Here is a 16704-nt window from a genome sequence, read left to right as displayed (position 1 = left end):
TCTGTGTTTTCATGGATATAAAAGCAGGAACAGTGGGCGTGGCAATAGGTTTAATGACCATAAAAAATCTACAGGCTTTTGCGAAAACCCCTTGCGGGCCGGTCAAACACCCCCATATCCGCTACAGATTTCAAGGATGGTCAGAAGATCGAACTTGAAAAAATCGTCACTTTTATCTTATCGGGGATGGACAAAGGCGGTGCTTAATCGTCAAAAGGCTGCCAAACACCATTCGCCTAAACGGAGCAAGACTGAAACCCATGGCTAAAATCATCGGTATTGACTTAGGGACAACCAATTCCTGCGTGGCCGTCATGGACGGCAAGAACCCAAAGGTGATCGAAAACGCCGAGGGCGTGCGTACCACCCCTTCGGTTGTGGCCATCGTTGACAATTCGGAGCGCCTTGTAGGCCAGCCCGCAAAACGTCAGGCCGTCACCAACCCGACCAACACCTTCTTTGCCATCAAGCGTCTGATCGGTCGTAGCTACGATGATCCGCTGGTGACCAAGGACAAGGGCATGGTCCCTTATGAGATCGTCAAGGGCCCGAATGGCGACGCCTGGGTGCGCGCCCATGGTCAGGACTATTCGCCGCAACAGATTTCGGCCTTTACGCTGCAAAAGCTTAAGGAAGATGCCGAGGCCTATCTCGGTGAAACCGTAACCCAGGCCGTTATTACGGTTCCGGCCTATTTTAACGACGCCCAGCGTCAGGCGACCAAGGATGCCGGTAAGATTGCCGGTCTTGAGGTTTTGCGTATCATTAACGAGCCGACCGCTGCCGCTCTGGCCTATGGCCTTGAGAAGAACGACGGCAAGAAGATCGTTGTTTACGATCTGGGCGGCGGTACCTTCGACGTGTCGATCCTTGAGATCGGTGACGGCGTGTTTGAAGTGAAAGCCACCAATGGTGACACGTTCCTGGGCGGTGAAGACTTCGACCTGCGCGTCGTGGATTATCTGGCGGACGAATTCAAGAAGGAAAACGGTGTTGACCTTCGTACCGACAAGCTGGCTCTGCAACGCCTGAAGGAAGAAGCCGAAAAGGCGAAGAAAGAGCTTTCGACCACGGCGCAGTATGACCTGAACCTGCCGTTCATTTCGATGAATGCCTCTGGCCCGCTGCACCTGAACCTCAAGCTGACCCGTGCGAAGCTGGAATCGCTTGTGGAAGACCTGATCCAGAAGACCATTGCCCCTTGTCAGCAGGCCCTGAAAGACTCCGGTCTTAAGGCGTCTGACATCGACGAAGTGGTGCTGGTCGGTGGTATGACCCGTATGCCTAAGGTTGCCGAAGCGGTTAAGGCCTTCTTTGGTCGCGAGCCGCACAAGGGTGTGAACCCTGACGAAGTGGTGGCGCTGGGGGCTGCGGTGCAGGCCGGTGTGCTTCAGGGCGACGTGAAAGACGTGCTGCTTCTCGACGTGACGCCTCTGACGCTTGGGATTGAGACTCTTGGGGGCGTGTTTACGCCGCTGATCGAGCGTAACACCACCATTCCGACCAAGAAGTCGCAGACCTTCTCGACGGCTGATGACAATCAGTCAGCCGTGACGATCCGCGTCTTCCAAGGCGAGCGTCCTATGGCGGCAGACAACAAGATGCTCGGTCAGTTCGATCTGGTCGGTATCCCGCCCGCACCGCGTGGCGTGCCGCAGATTGAAGTGACCTTCGATATCGACGCCAACGGCATCGTGCAGGTTCACGCCAAGGACAAGGCGACCAACAAGGAACACTCGATCCGTATTCAGGCCAATGGCGGTCTGTCGGATGCGGATATCGAGGAAATGATCAAGACGGCCGAAGCCAACAAGGCGGAAGACGAGAAGCGTAAAGAGCTGATCGAAGTTCGCAATCAGGCCGATGCCCTGATCCATTCGACCGAAAAGGCCGTCAAGGACTTTGGCGATAAGGTGGGTGCCGAGGATAAGGCAGCGATTGAAGCGGCCCTGACCGAGCTTAAGTCGGCCAAGGACGGTGAAGATGCCGAAGCCATCAAGACGGCGCATCAGGCGCTTCTGACCGCTTCGATGAAGCTTGGGGAAGCCATGTACGCGCAACAGGCCGGTGAGGCTGGTGACGAGGCTCAGGCCGCCGATGACGGCGTGGTTGATGCCGAGTTCGAAGAAGTCGATGGCGACGAGAAGAAAAACGCCTAATCAGCGTTTGTGACACTGAGGGGGAGTCTTGGATTCAGGACTCCCCTTTTTTATGAGAGTTTGGGGCCAAGGGCGGACTTATGGCGCGTGACTATTACGAAATTCTGGGCGTTGGGCGTGAAGCGGATGACGCTGCGCTGAAATCGGCTTTCCGTAAAAAGGCGATGGAGCATCACCCTGACCGTAATCAGGGCGATTCTCAGGCCGAGGCGCGTTTCAAGGAAGTCAACGAAGCCTATTCGGTGTTATCCGATGCGCAAAAGCGGGCGGCCTATGACCGTTTTGGCCACGAAGGCGTCAATGGCAACGGTGGCGGCGGATTTGGCGGCGGCGGGGCCGGGTTCTCGAATGTTGAGGATATTTTCGCCGAGATGTTCGGCGATGTCTTTGGCGGCGGTGGTGGACGTCGTCAGAATGGCCCGCAACGCGGCGCAGATGTGCGTTTTGATTATGAAATCACCCTCGAGCAGGCCTATCAGGGGGCGGATGTCGAGCTGAATGTGCCGACGACTCTGACCTGTGAGGTGTGTAACGGTTCCGGTGCCAAGGCGGGCTCTAAGCCACAGACCTGTTCGACCTGTGGCGGTCACGGGCGGGTGCGGGCGTCTAACGGGTTCTTTCAGGTTGAGCGCGGCTGTCCGACCTGTGGCGGTGCCGGTCAGGTGATCATGGACCCCTGCGGCAATTGTCATGGCCACGGTCAGGTGCGTGCCAATCGCAAGCTGAATGTACGTATTCCGGCCGGTGTCGATGACGGAGCGCGTATCCGTCTGTCCGGCGAAGGTCAGGCCGGTGCCAAGGGCGGGCCGAAGGGTGATTTGTATATTTTCCTTAGTGTCGGTGAACACGACATCTTTGAGCGCGATGGCGATGATCTGCATTGTACCATTCCGGTGCCTATGGCGACCGCCGTGCTTGGGGGTGAGGTCGAGGTGCCGTGCCTGATGGGGGGCAAGGACTGTGACGGTATGTGCCGCCTCGATGTCTCGATCCCCGAGGGCGCGCAGACCGGCCACAAGGTCAAGATCAAGGGCAAGGGTATGCCGTCGCTCAACGGGCGCGGCAAGGGTGATCTGCTGGTCGAGCTGTTTGTTGAGACGCCCAAGCATCTGAGCGCAGAACAAAAAGACCTGATGCGTCAGTTTGCGGCCCTGTCGGAAGAGCAGTCCTATTCGCAGTCGCAGGGCTTTATGCATAAGGCCAAGCGCTTCTGGGACGATATTACGGGTACGGCCTAGCAGCAGGGGCATTGCCCCTGCACCCGTTAGAGCCGAGCCAGAGGGTTGTTTCCATTTAAAGCCTCATCTGCTGAGCGGGCGAAGCTGACTAGGTTCGCCCCTACCAACTCCTTACAACGGGTGGGAAGTTTGTTACCCTCTCCTCTCCCTGTATGGGGGATTGCAGATTTATTGGAGACATTGGCCTGCGTGAAGTCAGATTTGACGCAAATCAGTGATGGGCCAACGGAGATAATTCTTCCAAGCATCAATTACATTTTGGAGAACAGATGACATCGCTCTGGTGCCGGATTTAGCCTCAACAAGCACTTGGGGCTTGCCGCCATATTTTCCTTCTCCAAAGAAGCGAACTTTTCCCCAACCTGAACCAATAACAAGTACAGCGTCACGGTCAGAAACCATTCTGTTGGAATTGCGCAGACGTGAGTGCTTCAATGCATCGACCACATCGCACAAGAGTGTGAGATCTGAGACATGTGCGTCACCACGTAAAAACCGGCAATGAGTCTCCACTCTGGGGCGTAGGGCTTTTTCACCGCCTGATACATCGATACCGTGTGGGGCACGATGAACAACAATCTCAGCGAAATGGTGTAAGTCGGTTGCAACATTGCTTGCAAGCCGTAACGCTTTGAACTTTGCAGCCTCAAGCGCTGCATTGTCACCTGATAAAGACGCTGCGGTAAGAGCGCGTTCCGCTTCTAGATAGTCGGTAAAGCCGGGGCCTATGATTTTGTAATACTGCTCTTCAACAGAAAGCTGCATAAACCCGTGCTCCTTCCAGTACCTTGTAATATTGAAATTAAGGTTAGTCTTTGAACAAACGGGTGCAGGGGCAATGCCCCTGCCTTAGGCGTCAACTTCGGCGTCGAGCGCGTTTTCCTGAATGAATTCGCGGCGGGGTTCGACCACGTCACCCATCAGTTTGGTGAACATCTCATCGGCATCGTCAGAGTGGTTGACCTTGACCTGAAGAAGGGTGCGGGCATTGGAATCGAGCGTGGTTTCCCACAACTGATCGGCATTCATCTCACCCAGACCCTTATAGCGCTGGATAGACAGACCTTTCCGTCCGGCATCGAGAACCGCGGCGACAAGGTCAAGCGGGCCACGGATATGCGAGGTTTTTTCCTTGCGGCGGTAGTTGCTGACCTTGTCAAAGGTGCGGCCCAGATTTTCGGTACGTTCGGCCAAACGGCGGGCATCCTGAGAGTGGATCAGGCTGTCTTCGAGGACGATTTTTTCCGAGACGCCGCGACGCACGCGGGTAAGGACGTAGCCGCCCTGAAGGCCAGGCTCCACCGTCCAGTCACCGTCGCCGTCTTCGTTCAGGCGGTTAAGACGTGAGGCGACGGCCTTGAGGTCCGGGGTTTCGCTGAACAGGCCACCGAGGGCTGCCTGTTCCAGCGCAAAGGCAGGGGCGCGTGACGACAGGCGATCGACATAGGCCTTGAAGCTTTTGGCCGTGCGGACATGAGCCTCAAGGTCCTTACCCGTAATATGTTCACCGGTCAGAAGTTCGAGAGCGGCTTCGGAAACGCCTTCCTCGATCAGGAAGTCATCAAGTTCGGTATCGTCCTTAAGGTAGCGTGAGGATTTGCCCTTGGCGACCTTATAGAGCGGCGGCTGGGCGATATAGAGATAGCCCCTGTCGATCAGTTCCGGCATCTGACGGTAGAAAAAGGTCAGAAGCAGGGTGCGGATGTGTGCGCCATCGACGTCAGCATCGGTCATGATGATGATCTTGTGGTAGCGCAGCTTTTCGATGTTGAAATCATCGCGCCCGATACCGGCCCCAAGGGCAGTGATCAGGGTGCCGATCTGATCGGACGACAGCATCTTGTCGAAGCGGGCGCGTTCGACGTTCAGCACCTTACCGCGCAGGGGCAGGATGGCCTGATTTTCACGGTTACGGCCCTGTTTGGCGGAGCCGCCCGCGGAGTCACCTTCGACGATGAAGACTTCGGACTTGGCCGGATCGCGTTCCTGACAGTCGGCGAGCTTGCCGGGGAGGCTTGAGATGTCGAGTACGGATTTGCGACGGGTCAGTTCGCGAGCCTTACGCGCGGCTTCGCGGGCCGAGGCGGCTTCGACGATCTTGCTGACGATCTGCTTGGCCTCGACGGGGTTTTCTTCAAACCACTGGCTCAGCTTTTCATAGACCAGACCTTCGACGGCGGGGCGCACTTCGGACGAGACAAGCTTGTCCTTGGTCTGGCTGGAGAATTGCGGATCAGGCAGTTTGACCGACAGAACGCAGGTCAGGCCTTCGCGGGCGTCTTCGCCGGAGACGGAGACCTTTTCGCGTTTGGCCAGACCGGAGGACTCCATATATTGCGAAATGACACGCGTCAGGGCGCCGCGGAAGGCCGCAAGGTGTGTGCCGCCATCGCGCTGAGGGATGTTGTTGGTAAAGCACAGGGTCGTTTCGTGGTAGGAATCGTTCCATTGCATGGCCAGATCGACCTCGACCTTGTCACGCTGGCCGCGCACATCGACGGGGGCCTTGATGATCGGCTGCTTGGATTTGTCGAGGTGTTTGACGAACTCGACGATGCCGCCTTCGTAATGCAGGATGATGTCGTAAGGCTCGGCTTCGCGCAGGTCGGCAAAGCGGATATGGACGCCGGAATTGAGGAAGGCCAGTTCGCGCAGGCGGTGTTCAAGGGTTTTGCGATCAAAGTCGATGAAGGCAAAGGTGCCGTCGCCATCTTCTTTTTTCAGGGACGGGTAGAAGCGAACCTCGGTGCCGGTGTAGGGCTTGCCGTTTTCGCGCAGGGGGGCATCGCCGATGGTTTCAAGCGGCTTGGCGGTTTCGCCGCGCTCAAAACGGACTTCGTGTTTTTTGCCCTGACGATAGATGGTCAGTTCGAGATAGTCGGACAGGGCGTTCACCACCGAGACACCCACGCCGTGCAGGCCGCCGGAGACCTTATAGGAGTTCTGGTCGAACTTACCGCCGGCATGGAGCTGGGTCATGATAACTTCGGCAGCGGAAACGCCTTCTTCGGCGTGCATATCAACCGGAATGCCGCGACCGTCATCGGTGACGGTGCAGGAGCCGTCGGCATTGAGGATGACCTCAACGCGGGTGGCGTGACCGGCGAGGGCTTCGTCGATGGCGTTATCGACGACTTCGTAGACCATGTGGTGCAGGCCGGAGCCGTCATTGGTGTCGCCGATATACATGCCGGGGCGTTTGCGTACCGCATCGAGGCCCTTAAGCACCTTGATGGAATCCGCGCCATATTCGTTTTCCGGTATATCGTTTTCAGCCATGATCAGTTCCTGAATTCTACCCATTTGCCGCTTTCGACGCGCACGCCAGAGGCGCGCCCTTTAAGTCCGTCGAACAGCGTTTCATCCGTACCTGTAAACAGGGTTTGCAGGCCCAGATTATCGGTTTCGTCAAATAAAGCCACACGCCGAATCGGGTCGAGGTGGGCGGCGACTTCGTCAAGTAACAGTACAGGATTCGGCACCATTTTAACACGCGAAAGTCGCGCCCCTTGCGCCAAAATCATATTTAAAACGAGGGCTTTCTGTTCGCCTGTAGAGCAATCCGATGCCTGACGGTTTTTTTCGCGGTGAAAGACGCGCAAATCCATGCGGTGCGGGCCAAACAGGGAGCGTCCGGCGGCGGCGTCGCGGGTGCGGGCGTGACGGAAGCCTTCGGTCAGCCGGTCGGGCGCATCGTCACCGGTCAGGCTGAGGTCGGCCTTGGGGAAGGCCCCCTGATGGGTGTCGATTTCGCTTTGTAAGGCGTGAAGCGCCGTGTGACGGGCGGTGATCATGCGCGTGCCCGCTTCGGTCAGTCTCAGTTCGAGGGCGTCGAGCCAGGCGTCGTCAGCGGGGCCGTGAGTCAGCAGTTTGAGGCGTTCACGCAGGGCTTTTTCGTAGGCTGAGACCGTGGTGGCATGGGCCGGATCGGCGGCGAAGACCAGACGGTCAAAGAAGCGCAAGCGCTCGGCGCGGGCCTCAAGGAAGATGCGATCCTGTGCCGGGGTCAGCCAGACAAGGCGCAGGTGATCAAGGGTGCGACCGGCAGGTACGGTTTGCTGATCAAGGCGCACCACGCGTTTGTCGGGGTTACGCGGGTCGGAACCGGTGCCGAGACGGGTTTCGTCGTCTTCGCTTTTGAGGCTGAGGGAGACGCCCCACGGGCGGCCACGGGCTTCGTCAGGCAGGCGGCGACCGAGGTCAGCAACGGCGGCCCCGCGCAGGCCTCTGCCGGGGTTAAGCATGCTGATGGCTTCGAGGAAATTGGTCTTGCCGGCGCCATTGGCCCCGAACAGGTACAGGCTGCGGCCCATCAGATCGACATCAAGCCGCTCATAGCCACGAAAATCAGTCAGGGAAAGGGAATGCAGGCGGGTCTTCACGGCAGGAGGTTTAACCTATCAGGCGGGAAAAGCCAAACCGTAGTGCGGGTGACTTGCCCTCTCCGTCAGCGACTTCGCGCTGACACCTCCCCCGTACGCGATGCTAGAGGGGAGGATGTTAAAAAGAAAGCAAGAATCCCCATCCGTCTTTGCTGCCTTAAAAAGGCAGCAAATCCACCTTCCCCAACAAGTTGGGGAAGTATGAAGAACCTATACGCGTAAGGGCATCAGAACGTACTGGACGCCCTGATCGGCGGTGTCGAGCACGAGGGTCGGGGAGGCGGCGTCATTGAAACGCAGTTCAACCTGTTCACCGGCGATCTGACCCATGACATCAAGGATGTAACGGGCATTGAAGCCGATTTCGATGGCTTCGTTGTCGTAGTCGATTTCAGCTTCTTCGACAGCCTGACCGGCTTCGATATTACGCACACTCAAGGTCAGGCGACCGGGTTCGATAGCCAGTTTCACCGAGCGGCTTTTTTCGGCCGAGATGGTCGAGACGCGATCGACCGCACGCGACAGGGTCGCGGTCTCGATACGCATGGTCTTGTCGTTGTTTTTCGGGATCACGCGGCCATAGTCGGGGAAGGAGCCGTCAATGATCTTTGAGGTCAGGGAGGCGTGGCCCAGCTGGAAGCGGATCTTGGCCGGAGACACGGTCAGCTCAACATGGCCTGCGCCGTCATCCAGCAGGCGACGGGCCTGATCGATGGTCTTGCGCGGGATGATGACTCCGGCGCCGCCGACCGAGCCGTCAGGGGCGGGGATTTCAGCCAGAGCCAGACGGTGACCATCGGTGGCGACGGCGCGCAGATAGGCCGAGCCGTCTTCGGTGATGGTGTGGAGATACAGACCGTTGAGATAGTAACGGGTTTCCTCAGTGGAGACGGCAAAGCGTGTCTTGTCGATAAGGCGCTTGAGGTCTTCCTTAAGGAGGGAATAGGTGACGCCTTCGTGGTCGGCGGACATGACCGGGAAATCACCGGCGGGCAAGACCGGCAGGGCAAAGCGCGAGCGGCCCGCCTGAACGGTCAGGCGCGGATCTTCGCCGGTTTCATAACGCAGTTCAACGTCGGCCCCTTCGGGCAGCTTGCGCACGATTTCATAGAGAGTGTGGGCCGAGGCCGTGATCTGGCCCGGCACGCTGACTATGGCATCGGCGACATCGACCATTTCCATGTCCAGATCGGTGGCCGACAGGGACACCTGCGACCCTTCAGCCGACAAGAGGACGTTGGACAGGATGGGGATGGTATTGCGCCGTTCCACCACGCTCTGCACATGGCCCAGAGCTTTGAGTAAGGCACCCCGTTCGATGATCAGCTGCATTTTGCTCGCGTTCCGTTTATCGTACTTGTGTTTTCAGAACAAAAGGCCGGAGCGAGCGCCCCGGCATTTTGCACGACCTTAACGTAATATACGCCTTCGTCAACCACTACTCAGCCGTTGCGCAGCTTGCGTGTCAGGGCTTCGACGTCGCGGGCGATGAGTTCGTCAGATTGCAGGAGTTCCTCAATCTTTTTGACCGCATGCAGCACGGTTGTATGGTCACGACCGCCGAAACGACGACCAATGTCCGGATAGGAACGGGTGGTGTTCTGCTTGCACAGCCACATGGCGACCTGACGCGGGCGGGCGACCGAACGGGTGCGGCGCTCGGACAGGAGGTCAGCCTGTTTCAGATTGTAGTGTTCCGAGACCAGCTTCTGAATTTCGTCGACCGTAATGCGGCGTTCAACCGCCACTTTCAGGTTCGGTTGCAGCAGGGCCATAGCTTCGTCCAAAGTCAAACTCCCCAGACGCGGACCGGCGGAAGCGGCCAGTGTATTCACAGCCCCCTCCAGTTCACGGATGGAGCCCGGAACGCGTTCTGATAAAAAATGTAAAATGTCGGTGTCCGGCATACGGGTCAGACCCAGCCGGCGCGATAGGTGATCAAGCTTGCGCTCGATGATGCCCATCCGTAAGGACTGATCGGCGGCCTCAAGGGCACAGACCAGACCGGATGAGAGATGCGAGCGCAGACGCGCTTCGATTTCGCTCAGGTGCGAAGGCGGGCGATCCGCCGTAAAGACAACGCGGCGGTTGTCTTCGATTAACGCCGTCAGGGTGTGAAACAGTTCTTCCTGAGACGAAACCTTGCCGCCAATGAAGTGAACATCGTCAATCAGCAGGAGATCGGCGCCGCGCATCTGCGCCTTGAAGGCCGACAGCGACTTGTCCTGAAGGGATTTCACAAAGGTGGCGGTGAATTTTTCAGCGGTCAGATAAACAATCTTCGCATCCGGCTTAAGGCGTTGCGCTTCCCAGGCAATGGCGTTCAGCAGGTGCGTCTTGCCGTAGCCATAAGGGCCATGGAAAAAGACCGGATTAAAGTGTCCGTCGGCCCATGAGGCAACCTGACGGGACATGGTATAGGCAAATTCGTTGCCGCGACCGGGCACGAAAGTATCAAAGGTCAGGCGTTCCTGAAGACCGGCAATACGGGCGGCGGCGTCGCTGAAACTGACGACTGCGCCAGAGATTGGGCCAGAGGTTGGGCCAGAGGCAGGTGCTGTGCCCGGAATATCGCTGATCGGCGGGAGCGGTTCGGCGGCAGGGGTTTGAGGTGCGGTCTCAGTGAATTCCGCGCGGGATTTGATGTCGAGAATACGACCTTCGGGATCGTTCTGCGTCCACAGTTCGTTGGCGCGTTTCAAGGCGTTGCGGGCGAACCAGTCACGGGCATAGATCGTAGGGGTAACGAGCACAGGATCACCCAGAGCGCTCTGGCGGATCGTGGAGGGGGCAACATAGGAATTATATGGCCCTTCGCCGAGTTCATGGCGCAGGGTCGTGGCGACTTTTGTCCATACCGCTTCAGGCAGGACCGGCGACCAGTTGTTCAGGCTTGGCATAATCTTATCGCCCCGATCATTTTCCCATCCCTAAAAACACAAACAAACCACACGAAACCGGACACAGCTTTTCTCTGTGGCTGAGCGCCTTAAACGGGCACGCAACCATAGCCGACAGGTGCCGACTTTTGTTCCCGAAGCCGCCAAAGCGGCACCAGAATCTCGGTTTCAAAATCGTAATTCCTCGTGACGTCCAAGCAGCCCCGAACGTCTCCAATTCATCCGTAATGGGATGGAAAAGGCGAGACACCGGCACATTAGCCTGCTGGACGGCGGGGTCAACGAGGATATTTGCTCACAGGTGCGGATATTTTAGTTGACTCTGATAACCCGTTCGCCAGAAACAAGAATTTAATGGAAAATTAATGGGCGTTTAACCGTCGGATTTCCCTGCTATTATTGGCGTTGCGGCGCACAAAACAACGGGGCCGATGCTTTCGCATCAGCTTAAAATCAGACTGGATTATCAGAGGTCAAGACAAATCAAGGCCCTGAAATTCAGGGCCTTGACGTAAAATATCGCCGTGTAAAAACGAGCCTTAAGCGGCCAGTTTCTTGAGCGCAGCCGCCAGACGCGACACCTTGCGGGCGACCGTGTTTTTGTGGATCACGCCCTTGGTCACCGCACGCGACAGCTCGGATTGAGCGTCGATGAAAGCGGTTTTGGCGACGGTGGCATCACCGGCAGCCAGAGCTTCTTCAAACTTACGTACGTAGGTACGAACGCGCGAACGACGTGCCTTGTTTACTTCGGTACGGCGGGCGATTTTGCGGATCGCTTTTTTGGCGCCGGGATTATTAGCCATTCATCACCTTTGGGGACGAAAATTAACGAAACTGCGCAGAGACGGGCCCTGCACAAGGGAATTTCAAAGAGCGCGGGATATAACCGAAGGTGTGCACAAGGTCAACGCTACAATTCAAAGATTCGGGCAAAGAGTCGGATTCAGGTCGGGTCTTTGTATTTTTGGCTCTGGTCTTTTTCATGATTGGCAGACCGGACAGAAGAAGGTGGAGCGTCCGGAATGCACCTTACGGGTGATTATACCCGTACATCCGGACGTCTGGCAGGGCTGGTGTTCGCGGCCATAGACGGTGAAATTGTGCTGGAAGTAGCCGAGCTCACCTGAGGCGCCGGAAAAATCGCTGATCGAGGAGCCGCCCGCTTTGACGGCGGCTTCGAGCACATCTTTGATGGCCTGCGTCAGGCGTGTGGCCTCATCACGGGTCAGGGAGGTGCCTGAGCGGTCAGGGTGCAGCCCGGACAGGTACAGGGCTTCGCAGACATATATATTGCCAAGACCCGATATCAGGCGCTGATCCATCAGAAGCGCCTTCAGGTTCTGGCGTCTCGGGCTGAAGGCCGCATAGAGATGGTCAGGCGTCAGGGCGTCGGACAAGGGCTCGGTGCCCAGTTCCCGCCACCAGTTCTGAGCGTAAAGTTCATCGGGGCGCAGCAGGAGCATGAAACCGAAGCGGCGCGGGTCGTAGAAATCTATATGTACCGTGCCGTTGTCGGTATGGCTCAGGAGGCGGACGTGGCGATGGCGGTCTTGTGGGGTCTGGGCGTGGTAATAGCTGGCATCAAGGGAGATGGCATTAGCGCCGGTAATCTGAAAGCGGCCGGTCATGCCCAGATGCGTCACCCAGATGTCCTGCGTGTCGAGATGGAACAGAAGATATTTGGCGCGGCGTTCCAGACGCAGCACGGTGGCATCATTCAGCCGCTCGGCAAAGCGGTCAGGAAACGGATAGCGGAGATTGGGGCGGTTGAGATGCACATCGGACAGGCGTGCGCCTTCGAGCACCGGCTGAAGGCCGCGCCGGACGGTTTCCACCTCAGGCAATTCGGGCATGGAGAACTCTGGATATTAAAAACGGCTCAGGCGGCGCGGATATAGCCGTTGGCGGCCAGAGGACGCGGTTCGCCGGAGAAATCCTTGTACCACAGGTCAGGATCAAGGGCGACTTCATCCTTAAGGGCAAAGCTTTCCCATGCCAGATCGGGTTTAGGCCGGTCAGAAGCCGCAATCACCGCCCTGAGTTCAGCGGCAGAGGTCACGCCGACAATCACTGAGGACACGCCTTTGAGATTAAGGGCGAAGCTTAGGGCTGCATGCAGGGGGTCTGTGCCGGTTTCGGCCAGATGGCGGCGAATGCGGGACAGTTGCGGGCCAACCGGCTGAAGGTTGGCAGGCAGGTCCTGACGCGGAACGAACATCAGGCCCTGAAGGAAGACCGAACGGATCTGAACTTCGGTGCCGAGCGCGGCAAGGGCTTCGATATCGCCGTTTTGCACCAGACGCTGATCGAGCAGCGAGCAGGGCAATTGCATCAGGTCGGGCTTAAAGCGTTTGGCCAGAAGCACCGGACGATCCTTAAGGGTGGCATTGATGCCGATGCTTTTGAACAGGCCTTCGGATTTGAGTTTTTCCAGACGCGCCCACAGGGCGTCGCCCTGAGGCCCCATCAGGTCTTCGGCATTATCAATCAGGGCGACCTGCGCGCGGGCCAGTCCCATATGATCGACCGAGCGTTTCAGGCGCGATTCCAGCCAGTCGAGGCCTTTTTCAATGCGCAGGGTGCGGATTTGCGGCTTGAAAGGTGACGGGAACGGCCAGCAGCGCCCCAGTATGCGTTCGACATCGCCGCCATAGGGGGCGACATCAATGGTTTTAAGACCACAATCGGCTGCCAGCTTAAGGATCTGACGCACTTCGTCCTCAGCCACGCGACCGCGCGGATTGGAGATGCCGTAATCACAGCCGAACTGTGCTGATCCTAAGCCAAGAGTGGCTGTCATGTGTAAATCTTAACCAAAACCTAATGAATCCAACAGGGTAAGGGCCTGTATGAATCGCCATTTGGCGGCAAAGAGTTAAACAAGTTCTGAACAGAACGGCGTAATTACCTAAAAGCTGTGATCTGCGAACAGAAAAGTATCTGGCGCTTATATTCCGAACAGGCGCTCACGCTCGGCAAGGCTACGCACCGACACATTAAGGTCGGTCACGAGGCCGTTGGCGATGGAATAGACCCAGCCATGTACGGCCAGAGGCTGACCCTGACGCCAGGCATTGAGGATAATCGGGTTGGTGGCGACATTACGCACCTGATCGATCACGTTCAGTTCACACAGGCGATCAACGCGCTCATTCTGGTTATCGCAGGTATCAAGTTCATGACGATGAGCGTGGGCGACATCGCGGATCGGGGACAGCCAGTGGTCAATCAGGGTGTCGCCGGTTGATTCAATCGCCGCACGTACACCGCCGCAGCCATAGTGGCCAACAACGAGCACATGTTTGATCTTCAACACATTGACGGCATATTGCAGCACCGACAGGTAATTGGCGTCCTGTGGCGGGGCGAGATTGGCGACGTTGCGGTGAACAAACAACTCGCCCGGATCGAGATTAACGATTTCGTTGGCCGGAACGCGTGAGTCTGAGCAGCCGATCCAGAGATATTCAGGATTTTGCTGACGCACCAGACGCGAGAAAAAATCTGGATCAACGCGGACTTTTTCACGGGACCACTTGCGATTGTTTTCAATCAGTTCGTCAACCATGGTCATCTCCGTGCTTTCAATGTCCGTTGGAAATAAAAGCTTGGAGACGGTCGATCAAGTGTTAATTTTGGATTCGCACTCAGCCGCTTTACCACGGCAGAAAGGAAGCGATGCTCGTAATCACGGTGTTGATCGTCGCATCCGCCCATTCACCGGCAGCGGAAAAAGAGCCTGTGTAGAAGAACAGGATCAGGGTGGCCGCACCGGTCAGGCCAAGGACGACCTGAAAAAAGCTAATGAGTAATGGGTCTATGCGACGTTTGCGCCGCCCATAGCCTGCGCCTGCGGTGGTCAGTTCGATCATATCCGTCTCCCCTCTGTAACAGATGCGAAAAGGTTAACGCAAAAACGCGGTTACGCCAAATGAAAAGGGCCGTTCAATGAGGCGGGGTGGTTCCGATGATCTGAACGCGGACATGGCTGCGGGCAATGTGGCCGTCTGTGTCTATGACGCTGAGGTCATAAAAGCCGTCGCTTTCCGGTACCCAGATCAGGTCAGAATCAACCGGCAAACCGTTAATGTACCACGACAAAGGGCCCTTGCCGCGGGCCGACAGTTTCAGGCCGCGTTTTTGCCCGTTGGCATCGGTTTCGACATAGAGGCGGGCACCGTTTGGCGGGAACAGGATCGAGGGGCCGCGAGCGCCGGTCTCAAGGGTTTTCAGGGCTTCGGGGGCGCGGGCGGGCCCAAGGGCCTGAGGGGCCTGAGACGGGGTGTTGATCTGGTCGAAGACGTCAAACAGCAGAGGCGCGGAGGCTTCGCGGCCGGTCTGACCGGCACGGGCACCGCCATCGGGACGGCCTGTCCAGACGAGCACGGCATAGCCACCGGCAAGGCCCGCGGCCAAAGCATCGCGGTAGCCATAGGAGGTGCCGGTCTTATAGGCAGGACGATTGCCGGATTTCATCAGATGTGCGGGCAGGCGACCATCGGGCGGCGGGGTTTCACGCAGGATGGAGACGACACGGGCGGCGGCGTCTTTTTGTAAAAACCGTGTGCCGCGCCGGTTGAGATTGCCGGTTTCCTCGGCTTGCGTCCACGCCAGCGGCTTGGCGATGCCGTCATCAAGGGCGGCATAGAGCATGGCGAGATCGGCCAGTTTTATACCGGCGCCTCCAAGCGCCAGCGCCAGACCGGCATCGCGCAAACCGGCCTTTGGGCGTTTCAGCGGTACACCGACCGAGGCCAGACGCCCTTCGAAACCGCCGACACCGATGCGGTTGAGCACGGTGACGGCAGGGATGTTCAACGAATGGGTCAGGGCCTCTCTGGCGGAGACTTCGCCATGAAAGGCGCGGTCAAAGTTTTCCGGTTGATAGTCGCCAAATCGGGTCGGGGCATCGATCAGGCGGGTATCCGGCGCGATAATGCCGTCCTCAAAGCCCATGCCGTAGATAAAGGGTTTGAGGGCCGAACCGGGGGAACGGGTGGCCTGCGTCATGTCGATCCAGCCACCGGCGCGGTCAAGGCCCGATGACCCGACACTGGCGCGGACGGCGCGGGTTCTCAGGTCGATGACCATGATGGCCACTGAGCTATCGGGGCCTTGCTCGGTGGCGGTGCGCCGCGCCAGCGCTTCGAGGCGGGTCTGAAGGGGGGCGTCGATGGTGGTGACGACGGTGGGTTGAAGCGTGTTTGTGCGGGCGGCCTCAGAGGCCAGACGACCGGCGGCATGCCAGGCATGGGCATTGAAGATGAGGCGGCCTGAGGCGACCGGTTCTTCGCGGGCCTCAATGAGTTGAACCTGCGAGATGATATTGCGGTCAGCCAGACGTTGCAGCACCAGATTGCGGGCGTTTACCGCATTTTGCGGGTTACGGTCGGGTCGGCGGGCTTCGGGGGCCTGAGGCAGGGCGATCAGCAGGGCTTGCTGACCGAGGGTGAGGTTCTGCGGTTCCTGTCCGAAATAGGAAAGCGATGCCGCCCGCACACCCTCAAGATTGCCGCCATAGGGCGCAAGGGTCAGATAGACGGACAGGATTTCGCGCTTGGAATAGCGCATCTCAAGCTGAAAGGCGCGAAAGACTTCGGTGACCTTGGCGAGATAGGTGCGGGGTTTGGGCTCCAGCAGTCGGGCGGTTTGCATGGTGATGGTCGAGCCACCGGAGACAATATCGCCTGAGCGCAGGTTAGAGCCAAACGCACGAACAATGGCGATCGGATCGACCCCCAGATGCCAGTAAAAGCGCTCGTCTTCGGTTTTCAGCAGATGTTTGAGGAACTGCGGGTCGGTGCGGTCAAGATCGGCACGGATACGCCATGTGCCGCCTTCGACGGGCAAGGCTCTGAGCCATGCGCCGTTGCGGTCAAGGGCGACGGCAGAAGCCTCGCGGGCACGGGACATGTCCGGCGGCAGGATAAAATCGGCCAGACAGACCGCCACCTGAAGTGCCACAAGGGCGATCAGGGGCTTGATCAGTCTGGCCGGTAAACGCTCACGCCATGACATCAGC

Annotated in this window: 13 protein-coding genes; 2 read left to right on the top strand and 11 right to left on the bottom strand. The window is 57.9% G+C overall.

Annotated features, from left to right (window positions below; all coding sequences use genetic code 11):
* Positions 1-260: 260 nt before the first annotated feature.
* Positions 261-2159 (top strand): molecular chaperone DnaK, encoded by a 1899-nt coding sequence (gene dnaK / locus E5201_RS01525; RefSeq protein ID WP_140984233.1) that lies wholly within the window; start codon positions 261-263, stop codon positions 2157-2159.
* 80 nt (positions 2160-2239) lie between these two features.
* Positions 2240-3397 (top strand): molecular chaperone DnaJ, encoded by a 1158-nt coding sequence (gene dnaJ, locus E5201_RS01520; protein ID WP_140984232.1) that lies wholly within the window; start codon positions 2240-2242, stop codon positions 3395-3397.
* A gap of 195 nt (positions 3398-3592) precedes the next feature.
* Here dnaJ and E5201_RS01515 read toward each other — a convergent pair whose 3' ends face one another.
* The 11 genes from E5201_RS01515 to pbpC all read right to left on the bottom strand — a co-directional run bounded on the left by E5201_RS01515 (position 3593) and on the right by pbpC (position 16700).
* Positions 3593-4162: a hypothetical protein gene (locus tag E5201_RS01515; protein WP_140984231.1), complete on the bottom strand. Its 570-nt coding sequence runs from the start codon at positions 4160-4162 to the stop codon at positions 3593-3595.
* A gap of 84 nt (positions 4163-4246) precedes the next feature.
* Positions 4247-6700 carry a DNA topoisomerase (ATP-hydrolyzing) subunit B gene (gene gyrB / locus E5201_RS01510; protein ID WP_181404504.1) on the bottom strand — a complete coding sequence of 818 codons (2454 nt, stop codon included), beginning with the start codon at positions 6698-6700 and terminating at the stop codon, positions 4247-4249.
* Complete coding sequence (gene recF, locus E5201_RS01505) at positions 6679-7779, bottom strand: DNA replication/repair protein RecF (protein WP_140984229.1); 1101 nt, start codon at positions 7777-7779, stop codon at positions 6679-6681. Before recF ends, gyrB begins: the two co-directional genes overlap by 22 nt.
* Before the next feature lie 210 nt (positions 7780-7989).
* Positions 7990-9111, bottom strand: coding sequence for a DNA polymerase III subunit beta (dnaN, locus tag E5201_RS01500; protein ID WP_140984228.1), 1122 nt, complete (start codon positions 9109-9111; stop codon positions 7990-7992).
* Positions 9112-9221: 110 nt separating this feature from the next.
* Positions 9222-10679: a chromosomal replication initiator protein DnaA gene (gene dnaA, locus E5201_RS01495; RefSeq protein WP_140984227.1), complete on the bottom strand. Its 1458-nt coding sequence runs from the start codon at positions 10677-10679 to the stop codon at positions 9222-9224.
* A 539-nt stretch (positions 10680-11218) separates the two neighbouring features.
* The gene (gene rpsT / locus E5201_RS01490; protein ID WP_140984226.1) at positions 11219-11485 is read right to left on the bottom strand and encodes a 30S ribosomal protein S20; all 267 of its coding nucleotides are present in this window, start codon (positions 11483-11485) and stop codon (positions 11219-11221) included.
* A 177-nt stretch (positions 11486-11662) separates the two neighbouring features.
* The gene (gene mutM, locus E5201_RS01485) at positions 11663-12535 is read right to left on the bottom strand and encodes a bifunctional DNA-formamidopyrimidine glycosylase/DNA-(apurinic or apyrimidinic site) lyase (RefSeq protein ID WP_140984225.1); all 873 of its coding nucleotides are present in this window, start codon (positions 12533-12535) and stop codon (positions 11663-11665) included.
* Between the two features lie 26 nt (positions 12536-12561).
* Entirely contained in the window at positions 12562-13482 is a 921-nt protein-coding gene (locus tag E5201_RS01480; RefSeq protein ID WP_140984224.1) for an aldo/keto reductase, read from the bottom strand.
* 147 nt (positions 13483-13629) lie between these two features.
* Positions 13630-14250: a carbonic anhydrase gene (locus E5201_RS01475; RefSeq protein ID WP_140984223.1), complete on the bottom strand. Its 621-nt coding sequence runs from the start codon at positions 14248-14250 to the stop codon at positions 13630-13632.
* Between the two features lie 88 nt (positions 14251-14338).
* Positions 14339-14554, bottom strand: coding sequence for a hypothetical protein (locus tag E5201_RS01470; protein ID WP_140984222.1), 216 nt, complete (start codon positions 14552-14554; stop codon positions 14339-14341).
* Positions 14555-14627: 73 nt separating this feature from the next.
* A complete protein-coding gene (gene pbpC, locus E5201_RS01465) occupies positions 14628-16700 on the bottom strand; it encodes a penicillin-binding protein 1C (protein WP_140984221.1) in 2073 nt (690 codons plus the stop codon).
* Positions 16701-16704 lie beyond the last annotated feature (4 nt).

Origin of the sequence: Asticcacaulis tiandongensis, assembly GCF_006475605.1 — a bacterium.
Taxonomy (GTDB): Bacteria; Pseudomonadota; Alphaproteobacteria; order Caulobacterales; family Caulobacteraceae; genus Asticcacaulis; species Asticcacaulis tiandongensis.
This window is presented reverse-complemented; position numbering and strand designations above follow the sequence as displayed.

Excerpts from the sequence above, each read along its gene's own strand:
- gyrB (WP_181404504.1), bottom strand. The coding sequence starts at position 6,700 with ATGGGTAGAATTCAGGAACTGATCATGGCTGAAAACGATATACCGGAA.
- dnaK (WP_140984233.1), top strand. The coding sequence starts at position 261 with ATGGCTAAAATCATCGGTATTGACTTAGGGACAACCAATTCCTGCGTG.
- pbpC (WP_140984221.1), bottom strand. The coding sequence starts at position 16,700 with ATGTCATGGCGTGAGCGTTTACCGGCCAGACTGATCAAGCCCCTGATC.
- E5201_RS01515 (WP_140984231.1), bottom strand. The coding sequence starts at position 4,162 with ATGCAGCTTTCTGTTGAAGAGCAGTATTACAAAATCATAGGCCCCGGC.
- E5201_RS01480 (WP_140984224.1), bottom strand. The coding sequence starts at position 13,482 with ATGACAGCCACTCTTGGCTTAGGATCAGCACAGTTCGGCTGTGATTAC.
- dnaN (WP_140984228.1), bottom strand. The coding sequence starts at position 9,111 with ATGCAGCTGATCATCGAACGGGGTGCCTTACTCAAAGCTCTGGGCCAT.
- E5201_RS01475 (WP_140984223.1), bottom strand. The coding sequence starts at position 14,250 with ATGGTTGACGAACTGATTGAAAACAATCGCAAGTGGTCCCGTGAAAAA.
- dnaJ (WP_140984232.1), top strand. The coding sequence starts at position 2,240 with ATGGCGCGTGACTATTACGAAATTCTGGGCGTTGGGCGTGAAGCGGAT.
- dnaA (WP_140984227.1), bottom strand. The coding sequence starts at position 10,679 with ATGCCAAGCCTGAACAACTGGTCGCCGGTCCTGCCTGAAGCGGTATGG.
- mutM (WP_140984225.1), bottom strand. The coding sequence starts at position 12,535 with ATGCCCGAATTGCCTGAGGTGGAAACCGTCCGGCGCGGCCTTCAGCCG.
- E5201_RS01470 (WP_140984222.1), bottom strand. The coding sequence starts at position 14,554 with ATGATCGAACTGACCACCGCAGGCGCAGGCTATGGGCGGCGCAAACGT.
- rpsT (WP_140984226.1), bottom strand. The coding sequence starts at position 11,485 with ATGGCTAATAATCCCGGCGCCAAAAAAGCGATCCGCAAAATCGCCCGC.